At 46.7% G+C, this 15,464-nt stretch carries 13 protein-coding genes and 1 pseudogene; 2 read left to right on the top strand and 12 right to left on the bottom strand.

The annotated features are described in order from the left end of the window. Positions 1-56 precede the first annotated feature (56 nt). From MHB49_RS16190 to fba, 10 genes are all read right to left on the bottom strand, one after another. Positions 57-1,718, bottom strand: coding sequence for an extracellular solute-binding protein (locus MHB49_RS16190; RefSeq protein WP_405156868.1), 1,662 nt, complete (start codon positions 1,716-1,718; stop codon positions 57-59). A 250-nt stretch (positions 1,719-1,968) separates the two neighbouring features. Beyond that, positions 1,969-3,516 carry a choice-of-anchor Q domain-containing protein gene (locus MHB49_RS16185; RefSeq protein WP_405156867.1) on the bottom strand — a complete coding sequence of 516 codons (1,548 nt, stop codon included), beginning with the start codon at positions 3,514-3,516 and terminating at the stop codon, positions 1,969-1,971. Between the two features lie 49 nt (positions 3,517-3,565). After that, positions 3,566-4,522 carry a carbohydrate kinase family protein gene (locus tag MHB49_RS16180; RefSeq protein ID WP_405156866.1) on the bottom strand — a complete coding sequence of 319 codons (957 nt, stop codon included), beginning with the start codon at positions 4,520-4,522 and terminating at the stop codon, positions 3,566-3,568. Next, the gene (melA, locus tag MHB49_RS16175; protein WP_405156865.1) at positions 4,519-5,820 is read right to left on the bottom strand and encodes an alpha-galactosidase; all 1,302 of its coding nucleotides are present in this window, start codon (positions 5,818-5,820) and stop codon (positions 4,519-4,521) included. The genes MHB49_RS16180 and melA overlap by 4 nt, the downstream gene beginning before the upstream one ends. 18 nt (positions 5,821-5,838) lie before the next feature. After that, the gene (locus tag MHB49_RS16170; protein WP_405156864.1) at positions 5,839-6,663 is read right to left on the bottom strand and encodes a carbohydrate ABC transporter permease; all 825 of its coding nucleotides are present in this window, start codon (positions 6,661-6,663) and stop codon (positions 5,839-5,841) included. 22 nt (positions 6,664-6,685) lie between these two features. Then, positions 6,686-7,621, bottom strand: coding sequence for a carbohydrate ABC transporter permease (locus MHB49_RS16165; RefSeq protein WP_247902841.1), 936 nt, complete (start codon positions 7,619-7,621; stop codon positions 6,686-6,688). 14 nt (positions 7,622-7,635) lie between these two features. Further along, complete coding sequence (locus MHB49_RS16160; protein WP_405156863.1) at positions 7,636-8,928, bottom strand: ABC transporter substrate-binding protein; 1,293 nt, start codon at positions 8,926-8,928, stop codon at positions 7,636-7,638. Between the two features lie 70 nt (positions 8,929-8,998). Further along, positions 8,999-9,799: a DeoR/GlpR family DNA-binding transcription regulator gene (locus tag MHB49_RS16155; RefSeq protein WP_405156862.1), complete on the bottom strand. Its 801-nt coding sequence runs from the start codon at positions 9,797-9,799 to the stop codon at positions 8,999-9,001. Between the two features lie 184 nt (positions 9,800-9,983). Further along, a complete protein-coding gene (locus MHB49_RS16150) occupies positions 9,984-10,913 on the bottom strand; it encodes a 1-phosphofructokinase family hexose kinase (protein WP_405156861.1) in 930 nt (309 codons plus the stop codon). Beyond that, positions 10,910-11,776, bottom strand: a complete 867-nt coding sequence (fba, locus tag MHB49_RS16145; RefSeq protein ID WP_405156860.1) for a class II fructose-1,6-bisphosphate aldolase — start codon at positions 11,774-11,776, stop codon at positions 10,910-10,912. Before fba ends, MHB49_RS16150 begins: the two co-directional genes overlap by 4 nt. Positions 11,777-12,105: 329 nt before the next feature. Here fba and MHB49_RS16140 point away from each other — a divergent pair, with 329 nt between their 5' ends. Both MHB49_RS16140 and MHB49_RS16135 read left to right on the top strand, forming a co-directional pair. Further along, positions 12,106-13,149 carry an SIS domain-containing protein gene (locus MHB49_RS16140; RefSeq protein WP_405156859.1) on the top strand — a complete coding sequence of 348 codons (1,044 nt, stop codon included), beginning with the start codon at positions 12,106-12,108 and terminating at the stop codon, positions 13,147-13,149. Between the two features lie 402 nt (positions 13,150-13,551). Continuing rightward, positions 13,552-13,710 (top strand): annotated as a pseudogene (locus MHB49_RS16135) (aldo/keto reductase); the annotation flags it as partial. A gap of 63 nt (positions 13,711-13,773) precedes the next feature. Here the strand turns inward: MHB49_RS16135 and MHB49_RS16130 are convergent. Both MHB49_RS16130 and MHB49_RS16125 read right to left on the bottom strand, forming a co-directional pair. Then, complete coding sequence (locus MHB49_RS16130; protein ID WP_405156858.1) at positions 13,774-14,229, bottom strand: hypothetical protein; 456 nt, start codon at positions 14,227-14,229, stop codon at positions 13,774-13,776. A gap of 262 nt (positions 14,230-14,491) precedes the next feature. Beyond that, the gene (locus MHB49_RS16125) at positions 14,492-15,406 is read right to left on the bottom strand and encodes an arginase family protein (protein WP_405156857.1); all 915 of its coding nucleotides are present in this window, start codon (positions 15,404-15,406) and stop codon (positions 14,492-14,494) included. Positions 15,407-15,464 lie beyond the last annotated feature (58 nt).

The raw sequence follows: 15,464 nt of genomic DNA, 5'->3' as shown, positions 1-15,464 counted from the left end.
CTTTGTTATACCATATATTACAAGTTAGCCGAAAGAGAGAGGATGTTAGGAAATGATTATTCAGCCATCTTGGCTTTTCTCGCTTCCAGCTCGGTCTGTCGGTATTCCATTACTTGATTAAAACCGTAATTCACACGGCGGGCCAAGAAATTTTCGAAAATTTTATCAAACGCAGCTTCATCTTTGGCAGTAATCAGTTCAGGCAGAACTTCTTCCCAATTCTGAGAAATACGCGACCAGGATAAGGCTATATCGGAATCCCCAACAGGATCTATTCCCTTATAGATGCCACTGTCCATATCCGCCTGTTTGTTCGCGAACTCCTCCATTTGCTTAACGGATGGCGCCTTTTCCGGTCTCCATTGGTTAACGAAGGCAGGGTTGCGCAGCATCCAGTAGGTATCCATGATACCGTATTCCTTTTCCAGCCGCTCCCTATCGGTGTCAAGCAATTGGACCATTTCGGCCGTCAACTGCGGTTTGCCATCCCTCACAGCCCATGTTTCGCCTTCTTTGCCCAAAAATACATCTCTTTGGCCTTCTTCGCTGGCCAGATAGGTCAAGAAGCGGATAGCTCGTTCAGGATTCTTGGTGGATTTGCTAATCATCGTAACCATCCAACCGTCCATATTACCGGGGAACAGTCTGGCGCAATCACCGTGGCTGTTTTGCGGTCCATCCACAGCGATGTAGTACGAATTCGGATATGCACCCGCAGCCAAGATCGGATTGATCGCCGCCATGCCAGTCCACTCGCGAATCATCATAAAATAACGGGCATTGCTGGTTTTTTCCTCTACCTGAGCATTCGAGTCCACCAGGAAATCCACATTAATCAAGCCACGCTCATAGGCTGTACGGAAGGTTTTCAGCCAAGTGATATAGTCTGAGTCGGTCATGCGGTCATTAAATTTACCGTTCTTTTCATGAGGGATAGCCAGCAGATTTTGCAGGTACTCGGTCATCCCGTAAGCGACATTCCCCTGAGCAAAGAAGGGACTGATGAGCTGACCTTTGTATACTGAATACTGATCTTTTAAGAGTTGTAATGCGTTCAAAAAGCCATCAGGAGTACTCAAATCCGGTCTGCCCATAGCCTCATACAGGTCTTTTCGGACCAAAAAGGTTTGGTTTGCAGCCGTCAAACCGGTGGCCTTCATCAGGCCGGGGCTGTATGAATCATTTGGAATGCCATATGTATTACCGTTTTCCTGACGATACCACCTCAATGTACCGTCCCCCGCGACCTTGAAAAAGTAAGGATCATATTGATCCGCCAATTCATTTAAAGCATATACCTGGCCGCCTTCCAATAACTTATTCATTGCACTTTCCCACGAGCCAATTGTTATCAAATCCGGCAGCTTACCGGATGTCATCATAAGCGCAATTTGTTCGCTGGCTTCACCGGATGGCACTTCGAATTTGATGTTGACACCTGTTTTCTCAGTTACAATCTTGGAGGTCATGCTCTCACCCCATGTGTGACCATACCAGTTCGCGCCCACAAACCAGGTCAAATCCACAGGCGTGTTATCAAGCTTCCATGCGGGTTCATCTGGGTTCGGCTTGTATTCAACGGACTGCTGTTTAGGATGAGCAGGTTGTGTGAGTGGCGGATCTACATTTTGTTCTGATCGGGAACACGCAGTCAAAACTAGCATTAAGATTATGGTCCAATAGATGACCATGCTGTTCTTGATGGAACCGGGTTTCATTCCATGCCCTCCTTTCTTTCCTACAGTTGTGAATTAACCTTAGCATTAATCATGCTATAACCGATTTTACTATCCTTGGCTCGAAATGGAAATGCCGCACCCTACCTAAATATGGGTTTACGTAAGGTCTAATTCAGGTACAGCTATTTAAAGAGGATTATTACCTTAAAATAAAACAAAGGCAGCTGATCACTCAGCTACCCTTGTCGATTTTGTCTTAGGGAAGAATCTTCCCATTAGATTATAAGTCTCATTCGTAAGCCCCGATATTCACAGCAGTTCCCTGTACTCTCGGTTTTCCCTCAATGTCCAGTGTTCCGATAATTGCATTGTCCGTGTTCCCGGCATCAATCGCTGGAGATGAAGATTGGAGATGGAAATCGTATCCTGAAGCATTCACAAATTTGGGATCGATGAACAAGGAATGCGCGTCATTACCAGTGCCCGTTTTATAAGCGGAGAATCCTGTATAATCTTTATTCTTCCATGTCCAGCTCGCTCCATTGCTTCCGGCAGGGGCAAAGTAAAGATTGTAATCCACAACATTTCCGGAATTCTTGGTGTATTCATTGTAAATCAACACATCTGTGGAACTGGCAACAAAAATGTTGTTCTTGATTACGTTATTTTGTGTGTCGAATTGAACGTAAAGCTGGCCGCTGCCATCGCCAAGCGTATCATTTTTGTATACCGTATTGTTTACGATTTTACAATTTACTGTGGAGCCACGTTTGGTATCATACCCACCCATGGCGATACCAGTAAGTCGGTTGTTGTAGACTGCGTTGCTGCGAACAGTAATATTGCTGGTAGATTTACCGGCATGCTCGGAAGCAATCTCGATACCGATATCATTGTTGTAGCTGTAGTTCTGTTCAATAATACTATCCTTGCCGCCATCGACATAAATGCCATCCGCTGCATTACTGTTATTCGGAAGTGACTTCCCATACGAAGGATTATTATTGGAAGTGATATTGTATACTCTGTTGCCCTTCACGAGTCCGTTCCGTACCTGATCGTAAGCCGTATTCGGCGCTTTCCCCTCAAAACCAATGAGATCAATGCCAATGTTGTCGTTATCGTGAATGACATTATTCGTCACCGAGAAAGTGTCCACGTTACCGTTGAGAACCAGCGATTCGCTGGAGCCGAGCACAAGATTGTACAGTTCATTACCATTAATCGTAATATCGTGAATGGATTCGGGTGCCTTCGTGCCATATACAGCGATCCCATGTGCGTCACGGCCAAGCAGATCACTGCCGGTAGGCGTGGCGGTGTTTTTGATATCATGGACTTTGTTGCCAGACAAATTGATGAAGCTGCCTGATCCGTGAACATAAATGCCTACAGGCATGACGTCCTTAGTAGCTGTAGTATAATTGCGAATTTCAAATCCCTGAATGGTAACGTAATTTACATCGGTCAGGTCAATCAGCCCTTCAATCCCGCTAACCGAAAGTCCTGTGCCGTCAATAATCGGAGTCTCTGTGCCATCGTGAGTGAATACAATCGCTCCCTGTGAAGCGGAGCCTGAGCGAGTGATCTTCAGCTTCTGGTTGTATACCCCGCCACGAACATGCACTGTACTGCCTGCAGGAACAGCATCCGCTGCGTGCTGCAGCGTCTTCCATGGCGCGGTGCTCGTCCCCGCATTAGAGTCATTTCCGTTTGTCGCCACATAGTAGTCTGTGCCTGCTGCGGCAGCTGATGAGGACCATTCAATTCCTGAAACCAAGCCTATCCCTACCGCCATACTTAATCCCACCAGCAATGTTTTACCGAATTTCAACATACTCTCAACTCCCTTTGATCAATTTGGTTGCCTAGTGTAAAGCCAGGCTTTATTGTACATGCTCAGCCTGTAAAAGATGGACAGTCTCCATCGTCGGCAAGCTTCCTGTGCCACCAATGCCTAGTGTGGATAAAGCCCCACATGCATTGGCAAATCGCAGCAGTTCTTCGCTTCGCATTCCTAGCAAGTATCCATATATGATTCCTGCGTTGAAACAGTCCCCTGCCCCTGTCGTATCGACGGGCGTCAAAGTGTAAGATTCGGCCGATATTCTACTTTCGTTCAGCTCGCGCAGTGTAGCGCCTTTTGACCCTTGTTTGACGGCTACAATTCCCGCCACGGCAGGAAGCATAGAGTCAAGCACATCGGCTATCCTATCGGCAGGGAAAATGTGCAGTAATTCATCCTCGCTGGGAATAAACAAATCCGTCACCGTCAGTAATTCACTTATGCCCTCACGGTCCCATTGATTGGATACATCCCAACCAGTATCAAAAGACGTGCTGATCCCGTTTGCCCGCAACTTTGCAAAAAGACCAAGCCAGTGGGGTCTCATCCCATCTTGTAAATAATAGGAACCAAAATGAAGATGTGCTGCCTGCTGCAACAACGACTCCGGAATATAATTAGGTGTCAATAACGGGATGCTGCCAGCATATGTTAACAACCCGCGGTCATCGGGTGTGGAGAGCGACAGAGTTACACCTGTCTTGATGCCAGATAATCGGCTTACATGCTCTGTATTTACGCCCATACGCTGCAGCTCAGCTATACAGAATTTGCCGAAATCGTCATCTCCCACTACGCTAACGAATCTCACATCCGCTCCCAGACTTGCCAGCGCACAGGCCGTTATTGCTGAAGAGGAACCAAGAACAATCTCGAAGCCATCGACCATTTTCTCCCGATTCCATTCCGGCATAACATCCGTTCCCGATACAATGACGTCTACATTTAGCTCGCCAGCAATGACAACAACGGGACTTGTTTGCTGTCTCTGCATCATTTCAATACCGGAACAAATCCCTGTTCCGCCTCATACAGTTCATCGAACATACTTCTGATCTCCTCCAGGGAGCATACGGCAGCAGTTAGTGGGTCGAGCATCAGTGCATGGCGAGCCATCTCCCTGTCACTCCTCCGCACAGCTTCTACAGCCAGGTCAAAAAAAGCCATGTTCGAGCGGCACAATGCGGCCAAATGCTCAGGCAGTCTTCCAAAACGACAAGGCTGTACGCCTTTCCCGTCCACGAGACAGGCCACTTCCACGACACCATCAGCCTGAAGATTTTCAATCAACCCCCGGTTGGGAACATTACCATAAATGACCTTCGGCTCATTCTTCAATACTGCTTCGATGATGATGGCAGCATATTCATTACTGGATTTCAGCTCAAGCGGTACCGTTCCCTCAAGCTGTGAAACGATCTGCTCATCATTCTCTCTCCGCCAGATCGGCCAGTTGTCAGCGTAGAACCCCGTAGCTCCGTTATAACCTGTGCTGCAGTGCTGGTCGATAAGTGATTGGCGTTTACGGTAATACGGGATATATTCCGAGAAATGGCCGCTAGATTCCGAGACGAATGCACCCAAGTATTTCATCGCATCAAATCGGACCGGGTCCTGCCGCAGCAGCTCAGGACTTTGTATCTTCTCCAACAGAACAGGATATAGATCCCTTCCTGCACGGGACAGCTCCACGAACCAGGACATATGGTTAATCCCTCCGGCTTTCCATGACATTTCTTCATATGGAACGCCGGCATACTCCGCCAGTTGAGCAGACGTATTCTGGATGGAATGGCATAGTCCCACGACCGGAATATCCGTAATGCGGGAAGTCAGGAGTGTAACCGCCGACATCGGATTGGTATAGTTTAGAATGATGCAGTCTGGACAGAGCGCTTCGATATCCCGCACGATCTCTATCCAGCTGGGAAGGGTACGGAGTGTCTTGAACAGTCCTCCGGGTCCCAGCGTATCACCAATGCACTGCTTTACCCCGTATTTCAGCGGAATTTCATATTCATAACGAACCGTCTCCAGCCCGCCAACTTCAATTTGGTTAATTACGAACTGTGATCCGCCAATGACCTCTCTGCGATCCGTAGAGGAAAGCACCTCCCACTTCTTGCCTGTCCGTTCTACAATTTGAAGCACCAGCCTGCGTGCCAACTCAAGCCGCCGCTCGTCAATATCAACCAGGGCAATGGTGCCACCCTCCAAGCCTTCAATCAGCAGGATATCCATAGCGATCTCTCGGGTAAATGCACTGCCTGCTCCGATAATTGAGATTTTAGTCATAATTCTTCTCCTCACCCGTTATTTCATGCCCGTCATAGCTAGGCCTTTAATAAATTGCTTCTGGAAGATCAGGAACATAATAATAACCGGTATTGTAATCAGTACCGCAGCCGACATGACGACGTTGTAATTAACCTGGTGCGTTCCGTTAAAATAGACCAATGCCAACGGAACGGTCATCTTGCTCTCATCATTTAATACAATCAGTGGCCACAGGTAGTTATTCCAGGAGTTCATAAACGTGAAAATTCCCAAGGCTGACAGCATCGGCAGAATAAGCGGCATAACGATGCGAAGCATCAGCCTGAATTCGCCAGAACCGTCCATCCTCGCTGCCTCAAGCAGCTCCTGTGGAATCTCTTCTATGAATTGTTTAGCCAGAAATACACCGTAGGAGCTGACCAGATTGGGCAAAATAATCGCCAGCAAATGGTTAACCAGTCCAAGTTCCGCCGTGATCAAATACGTGGGAATCATAATAACCTGAAAGGGAATCATCATGGTTGCCAAAATCAGAATGAACAGCAGTTTTTTGCCTTTAAACTGATGTTTGGCAAATACATATCCGGCTAGAGCACTGGTAAATAAGGTAACTACCGTTATGATGACGGATGTCACCAGGCTGTTCAGCAGCCACGTAACAAACGGCGCCTCGCTAAAAACCGTTCGGTATCCGTCCAGGCTCGGCTTGCTTGGAAATAACCCGCCGGAACCCGAGACGATGTCCATGTTGCTTTTCAGCGATGACAGCACCATCCAGACATAAGGCAAAAGCATAACACAAGCTATAACTGCTAGAACTGCGATAGTAAACCCTTCCCACAGGCTGAATTTACGTGGCATCGGCTTCTTCTCCCCTCTCCTCTCAATGTTCCCATTGCGTGCGTCCCCATCGAAGTTGCAGCAGCGTCACAAGCAGAATGATCATTAGAAACACGGTTGCCATAGCAGATGCGTACCCCATATTGGAGCTGGAAAATGCCTGTTCATAGATTTGCAGTGACAGCACTCGTGTTTCGTTGAAGGGTCCGCCCTTGGTCATAATCTGAAATTGTGGGAAGGCCTGAAAATAGGAAACCACTGTCGTGATGGATACAAACAGCAACGTTCTGCGCAGCAGTGGCAGTGTGATGTGAAGAAAGACATGCCATCGGCCCGCCCCCTCCAGCGTTGCTGCTTCATAGTACATATCCGGGATGGAATCCAGTCCCGCAATGAAAAGAACGATATTATAGCCAATATCAGCCCACAAGGTCATCATAATGACGGAATAGAGCGCGTAATGCGGATCACTTAGCCACTGGATTGGCGCCATATTCAGCTTGGCGAGAATCATGTTGAACAAGCCATCATTGTAATTGAACATGGTATTCCATACGATGGCCGTTCCCGCAAGCGGAGCGATTGTAGGAAGAAAGAATACGGTTCGAAAGCCATTTTTGAGCCACGGGATGCGGACTCGCTGAATCGCTGAAGCGATTAAAAGCGTAATGACAATGTTAATTAATACAGCGATAAATACAAATTTGAAGGTTACCCACAATGACTTCAGAAATATGGAATCCTGGAACATGCGGATATAGTTCTCCGCTCCCACGAAAATCGCATTTGAGCTGAGCGGGTCATACTTGAATGCGGACAAGCCCAGACTCCATGCGATGGGAAGGAAAGCAAACACCCCGAACAGAAGCAAAATCGGTACGAGTGAAATGATGATGAACCTTCGTTTTGCCCTGTAAGCTGTTGACTTTACCGCTGGGTTAACCTTTTCCGCCTTGTTGGTAGATATAGCAGTACTCATCCCCAGCACCCCTATCACTTATGTTGATCCTGATTATCATTGATCGTCCGTTCGATGTTCGCCAATCCGTCCTCGACACCCTGCTGTCCACTAGCCATCAGTTGAAAATTGTCATTGATCTGCTTGAAAAAGAAATCCCGGTCTGCTATAGGGCCAATCCATTGACCTAACGCCAATATGTCCAGCGAGGGCTTTAGGTGGGGATTGTTCTTCAGGAATTCCGGATTTTCAGCAATTTCCTTTTTGGCTGGAACGGTAAAGGTGTTCGTATTCCATGTCGTAAGGTTGTCCTTCTCTGAGATGAATTGGATGAAATCAAGTGCGGCCTCCTGCTGTTTGCTTTGCTTCGATACCGCAAGACCCCAACCGGATTCGGCAGCAAAAACGGGTGGATTCTCCGTAAAAGAAGGTACCGACACGTATTCAAAATCATCTACCTTATAGTTGTTCTGTCCCGCAGCAATTGTCCAGGGGCCGCGATAGGTCATGGCTGATTTCCCCTGAAAAAAATAGTCAGAGGTATCCAGTTCACTGCCGAACGTGGTTAAATCCGTAACCTTGTCATCAGTCACAAGTGAAACCAAAGTGGACATCGCTTTCTGAGCCTCCGGCGTGTGAAAATCAACATGTCCGTCCTCACCCATAAAGCTCACTCCCTGCTGCAAAATGAGCGATAGGAAAGTGAATGTAATATTATCTGCCGATACAAAATCGAAGCCTTTCACTTTGATGATATCGCTTTCATGTAGGGTTAGCTTTTTGGCGTAATCCACAAGTTCTGTCCAGTTTGAGGGTGGATGATCCAGCCCTTGTTCTTTGAGCATTTGCGGGTGAATCAGCATGCCACCGTTCTCAATGTTGTATTCAAGTGGCAGCCCGTATAGCTTGTTATCCCGCAAATATCCCCCCAAGGGGGCATCATAGTACTCTTTTTTCACATTTTCACTATCAGGGATTTCGACAAGCAGATCGTTCCTGGAATATTCGGGTACCCAGGTGCCGAAAAATTCGGCAATATCGGGTGGTTTTTTCGCGGAGAATGAGGCTTTCAGCTTCTGGCTGTATACATCATATGGAAAGGTCTGATACTCGATCGTTATATCGGGGTGCAAGGTCTGGTATTTGGATATTAATTTCTTGTATGCGCCCACAATGGCGTCTTCCTGATGACTCCAAAAGACCAGCTTCACCTTGCCTTGCGGGTCTGCGGATGTATCGCCGCCGGATGAGGAGGAGCTGGAACAGCCCGCTTCAGCGAATACAACACAAACCATCGCAATGATTAGCATAAACTTGGAAAAATGCATTCGCATATCCTCCCTTGTCCTGCAAATTAGCCAGCATATGGAGGGAAGGGCGTTTGAGTTTTACGCGTATTTATATAGAAGCAATGGAGTCTGTCGTTGTATGTATTGCAATCTGATGCTCCCGGCACGCCTGCTCAAACCATCCCTCCGGCTGTTTATTCGTAATTACCCCTGTCACCTGTGTTAAGGGAGCAATCGTAAACAAAGCACTTTTCTCAATCTTGCTTTGATCGAATACAGCATAAACTTCGCTGGAACGTTCCATTGTTAATTGGGCAATACGAGCTTCAAGCTCGGAATGCATCGTAAAGCCGAAATTTTGCGTTACTCCGTCCACCCCGAGAAACATTTTCGTAATGTTAATTTTGTCGATCACACTTTCTGCCAGCGGACCGCATAACTCGTAGCTTTTCGACCGCATAACGCCGCCAATCACGACGACCTGAATATCTTCGGCATCAGCCAATTCATAAGCAATATTCACCGCGTTGGTGACAATCGTAATATTACGGTGCTTTTTGAGTGCTTTCGCAATAAAGAACGTCGTTGTTCCTCCCGTCAGGCAGATAATGTCCCCCTCTTTAACAAGGGCTGCGGCCGTGGCGGCGATGCGTTCCTTATCCATCCGTCGGAAATCGCGTTTTGCTGCAAAAGGCAGCTCCGATACCGTCGACGTCAGGCTCCCTTCATAAATGGCTCCCCCATTTGTTCGAATAATCTCGCCCGCTTTTTCAAGTGCGTCCAAATCTCTTCTTGCAGTTGCTTCCGAGCAGCCAACCGTTTGGACAATCTCTTGCAGCGATATTTTTCCGTGCGATTTAATCAGTTCCAATGTTTGTGCTCTGCGCAATTCACCCTTTGAATATTGCATAATTCTCTCCTTTAATATGTCTGGGCTTTCAAGAAATCCGTTAACTTCAGCCCGTGCTAGCTCTATTGTGTAGGATGAAAGGATGGATTGCAATATGTCGACGTGAACTGCATCCCATAAGAAAAGCATCTCTCTAACGGTTATTCATGAGGGATATGAAGCTGATTTTCCAAACCTTCAATCATCATAAAGGTATAATTTGCACCTGATGTTCGTACTCCTCAAAGAGAACATAGTCGATGTCACCTGCTTTGGAAGACATTGCATTCGCAGCAGCAGCTGCGACAGCCGTACGCAGTCTGGATTCGGCCGAATCGCCGCGCTCTCCTGCATATGCCATGCCGGCAACAAAGGCGTCCCCGCAACCTACCGTGTTCACAGGCTGAATGAATGGTGGCTTCGCCATATATGCTTTTCCGTTTAATATAGCCAGAGCACCGTTACTGCCGAGTGTTATGCACACCTCGTCAATGCCTTGATCCGCCAACCTGCGCGCTGCACGAGCCCATTCGTTTACGTCTCTTGGCACATGCCCCAACCATTCGGCCAGCTCCTGCTCATTCGGCTTCACGAAATGAGGCATTGCACTCAACCCAACGCTGAAACTTGTTCCACCTGTATCCAGAAAAGCTCGCGCGCCTGCTGAACGGACAATGCGAATCAGTTCTGCGTACAATGTGTTCGGTGCGCCTGGGGGTAAACTTCCAGACATGACGACCACACTGGACTGGATGGCAAGCTCCTGTACTTTATTCTTCATCGCTTCAACTTCGGCTTCTAACATGGTTGGTCCCAGCCCAAGCAGCTCAGTAGAGCTCCTGCTGGAATCGTCCAGAATGTTAAGGCAGACTCGAGATTCTCCCGCTGAGTGAATAAAAGAAGTGCGTATCCCACGCTCAGTCAGACTGTTCTCAATAAATCCACCGTTATTACCGGCAATGATGCCTGTTGCCGTGACTTGACCGCCAAGCTGCCGAATCACTTTGGCTACATTATTGCCTTTGCCGCCCGGCTCATTAACCTCTCGGTTCACCCGATGCACTTGGCCAACGCCAAACTTGTCAACGTATAACGTCCGGTCAATGGCCGCATGAAGTGTGACTGTGGCAATCATCGGACTACGCCGGCTTTGCCAGTGCTTCCGCATAAACGTATTTTATCCATGGCAAGCCGTTTAACGGCTTCCTTTGCCGGAGCCATGTATTTACGTGGATCATTCTCTTCTGGATGAATCACAAATACATCTTTGATGGCTTCGGAAAACGCAATACGCAGCTCTGTGGCTATGTTTACCTTGGACATGCCAAGCGCGACCGCCCGATGAATTTGTTCGGCTGGAATGCCTGAACCACCGTGCAGCACCAAAGGAACCGATACACGATTCGCAATGGTTTCAATTCGTTCAAAATCAATGTTCGGCTGTCCTTTGTAAATACCGTGCGCGGTTCCGATTGCGGGAGCGAGGGTAGTTACGCCTGTACGTTCAACAAACTGAACGCAATCTTCGGGATCAGCCAGAGACGCATGCTGCTCTTCCACGACAATATCATCCTCAACGCCGCCGACCTTGCCAAGCTCCGCTTCCACGTTCACGCCAGATGCCTGGGCAACTTCCATCACTTTGCGGGTTAGGTTCACGTTTTCTTCAAAAGGGTACATGGATGCATCAATCATAACGGAGGTATAGCCTGCTCGAATGCATCGGATAATTGTCGAAAAATCAGTGCAGTGATCCAAATGAAGTGCGATGGGGATATCCGTCAAGTCGGCTGCGGTTTTAGCCGCATGGGCAATATAATCCGGACCCAAATGATTGACTGTGCCCACCGTGGTTTGAATAATCAGCGGTGATTCGGTTTCCACAGCCGCTTCAACGACAGCCTGAAGCATCTCCAAGGTATGTACGTTAAATGCAGCGATGGCGTATTGGTCCCTTCGAGCTGTTTGCAGCATTTCAGTGGACGAGATCAGTGGCATATCCATTCCCCCTTAAAAGGTTTCGTCGCTCCTTGCTTAAAGGATTTAAATTAAATCAACAACCCTCTATCAGGTATATGGCGACGATTTAATCGATCCTGCACCTCCCTTCACGGGTCAGATGAGATTGGGAAACATTTGATAATTTCTAGCCTGTGATCATAATAATCTTTTTATTTGATTAAATCAATCATTATTTTGGAAAACTATTGCAATTTAGACGGATATGCAGGCATAATTATGATTATAACAATCATTAAACTATACATTTGATTGAAAAGATCACAAACTGAAGTTATCAATCTAAATCATTTCCGGGAGGTATTTTTATGAGTTTGACGTATCGTGAAGTAAAAGAACAATATAAGGCCTTGCAGCAGACTTACAATTATTTACTGGCCAAACGCACAGAGTTTACTGCCTTTGTCCAAGCTCAAGCGATTACCTCCGTTACCTTTGTGGGCGCCGGATCCAGCTATTGCTTGAGCGAAGCGGCCGCTTTTTCCTTCCGTTTGCGTACTGGCCTGCCTGCAATATCACTTGCCGCAGGTGATCTCATGCTCCATGCTGACCGCTATCGTCCCATGCTTGAGGGTAGTCTGATCATAGCGCCGTCTCGTTCTGGCAGCACAAGTGAAGTGGTTGAAGCGCTGCGTTTACTCCAGTCTGATCAACGTATTCCTTTATTAACGATTTCTTGTGTAACGGACTCGCCGTTATCTAAAAGCGCCGATTTCCCTCTGGAACTGCCCTGGGCTTTTGACCATAGCGTCTGCCAGACCCGCACAGTAACTAATCTGTACGCAGCCAATCTCCTTCTCGCTGCATTTCTTGCTGGAGATGAGGACCTGATTATCGACATGCAGGAGGCGATACATCAAGGCGAAGCCTACATGGAACGTGTAGAGGACAGCATCCGCCGTGTCTCCGACTTCAACTGGACGAACGCGGTCCTGCTTGCAGACGGTGAACTACAAGGACTGGCAGCCGAGGGTGCCATCGCTCTGACTGAGATTGCCAAGACGCAAGCCCACGCATACCACCTTCTTGACGTTCGGCACGGGCCGATGGTCACCGTGGGTTCGGACACGTTAGTAATCGCTGCCTTGTCGGACAGAGGTATTGAGCATCAGCGCAATTTGATGAGAGATATTAAGGAGCGCGGAGCCACCATTATTACGTTTGCGGATCGGGCGCAGAGTATTCCACAGGAGTTCTTTGACCTTGAGATCACGACTGATCGTCCACTTGATACAGCGGTGCAGGGTATTCCTTTTATTTTCATCCCGCAAATCGCAGCTTTGGCTAATGCTGAACGAAATGGCATTAACCCGGATCAACCCGACGGACTGGTGGCCTGGGTCAAGTTATAAAAGAAAGCTTAGTTCTTTTGATCCGCTTGGAAAGCTGGGAAAGGGGAGTTGTAGAGGGAGATGCAAAGGGCTATCTCAAAAGGAATTCTTCCTCGCTCCAAGCGCTAACGAACCTACCGCACCTTAAAAGGCGGATCATCAACGCTTGCAAGATTTAACGAACCTCAGTAACGCTAATTCGTTATAAAACGTTGTCAAAACCTGAAAAATTGATCAAATCGACGAAATAACGTCTCTTTAATTCGTTAGACCTCAAATCTGGGCAAATGGGAGCAAATAGCGTGTCTCAGGTTCATTAAAACAAAATAACACGAACAAGGGATGTCCCTGTCATATTCATGACTTATGGGACATCCCTTTTACTTGAAGGTCAAAATCTATTTTGGTCGAGCCATTAAACTTAATCAACAAATCATGAGTGCTGCATTTATGAAAGAAAATCATATTCAGATTCAATCCTAGGCACTTTTTGCTGAAGGAAGAAATGATCTGTTCCAGAATGAAGTGTTAGTATCCATTGCAAAAAAGGTTAATAAGTCCGTTGCACAGGTCGTGTTACGCTGTTGATAAAAGAAGTCGCCATTTCTGGCGACTTTTTGTGTTTATGCCATATCCAACGGTTTACTACAACCCAATAAACATATTTCTGCTGAACGGTCCCCAATTTCCACCAGTAAATCCGGATCTCCCCTCCAAATTAACAAAGCATGGAAGCAAAATATAAAGCACTCCCATAGTCGCGTTAACGTTGAAGGTTATAACAAATCTCGTTCTAGAATTATTAATAGGAGTTATCATCCCCCGATCAGCACGAATCGAATTATCTTTCGTGATGGCTTCTCCCATTCCTACACTGGCTATATCAGATGGACTAGCCATATTACTTCTTATCCAATAGTTCGATATGTTTGTTGCGGATGCTAAATCTGCTGGCTGATCATAGGTCACTACAATCTGATTGGATGCAACTTGCCTAACCTCCACAACTACAGGATGAGGAGTCATAGCTTCCCTTTCTCTCCCGCCCACGTTCTCGATCCAATAAGGATGTGTTGTATTCAAAGGATGATTAATTGACATAAGATTAAATACCTCCATGACTGACTTCAATAGTCATTTGTCCTGAGATAATGTATGTAGGTGAATGACCAATGGTGTCTTACAAAGTACCTCAGATCCCCAGCCATAGCATCAAATCCTCAGCACCCAAATGTTATTTAAGGTTTTTTTCACGTGCAGTCACAAAAAATACACTTCACACAATGATAAAGTGTTTAGTGTATTTTGGGGTTATCCTATCACTCTAATATAACAATTGGGTTGACGAGTATATTAAACTATATTATTTATTTAAAATCGGTATTTCCCTCAGCAGATTCTTCAAGTTAATTGCATCCCACGGCATATGCTCGGTTATGCCCAATCCAACGACATCTGTTTCCTCTGATAGTTCCTTGAGCAGCTGAAGGAGCTGAGGAATTTGCAAGCTTCCCGCAGGAGAAAAGGTGTAGGGCCCTTCAGGATTCGCAAATAATAACGAACGAAATGCCTTAGGATCCAGCACATCCAGATCAAGGTGAATAGCCAGATGCTTAATGCCGCTTTTTTTAATCCACTCTTTTATGGATGCTGTACTTTTCGTTAATTCTTCGGCTCCGGCTGTTTTGATACCTAGTCTTTGAATCATTTCTGTATCAGATTCTGCCGTAGTGATACCGAATCGTTCAAACGCTTCTGAAATGTCTTTGCTTTCCTGTTCAGTAGGTGTTGCCAGCCCCGCAATAAAAACATTTTCAGGCTTAAGAGGGATTTTCACATGTTTTGCAAACTCTTCATCCCCTTCTCCCAAAAGATTGCCCAGAGGTAGCGTATGTCCGTTATCATAACCCACGTAACCTACCAAATCACTGTGTGCATCAATCCAAATCAAGCCTAGTTCTCCATGATACCTTTCGTTTAAATAAGCAAACGGGGCTTGTTCGACCAGGCAGTCTCCACCAAACATGATAATACGGTCAGGCTTGTGCGCATGAATAATATGCTGGGCTGCTTCCAGTTGTTCAATGAGCTGTTTTCTCCCATTTACTCCGTTCTCGTTTTCCAGTGGCGTTCCATCATATGCTTGTACAGGAACTTGAATCAATGGTTGATCATTGTCAGGAGCCAGCCAGGCAAGCAGTTCCGCACCAAAAGAGTAGTTTGGGTTATTCCCCCCTTGCCATTGTGGCATTAACAGACGTATCGTTTTTTGATTCATGTTTATCTCTCCTTTACTTCAAAGTAAGGTTAGTATAAACTGAACGCAAATCAAAAAG

The organism is Paenibacillus sp. FSL K6-0108 (assembly GCF_045040695.1).
Taxonomy (GTDB): Bacteria; Bacillota; Bacilli; order Paenibacillales; family Paenibacillaceae; genus Paenibacillus; species Paenibacillus pabuli_B.
The sequence above is the reverse complement of the archived record's forward strand: the minus strand, read 5'-3'. Positions and strand labels throughout refer to the sequence as shown.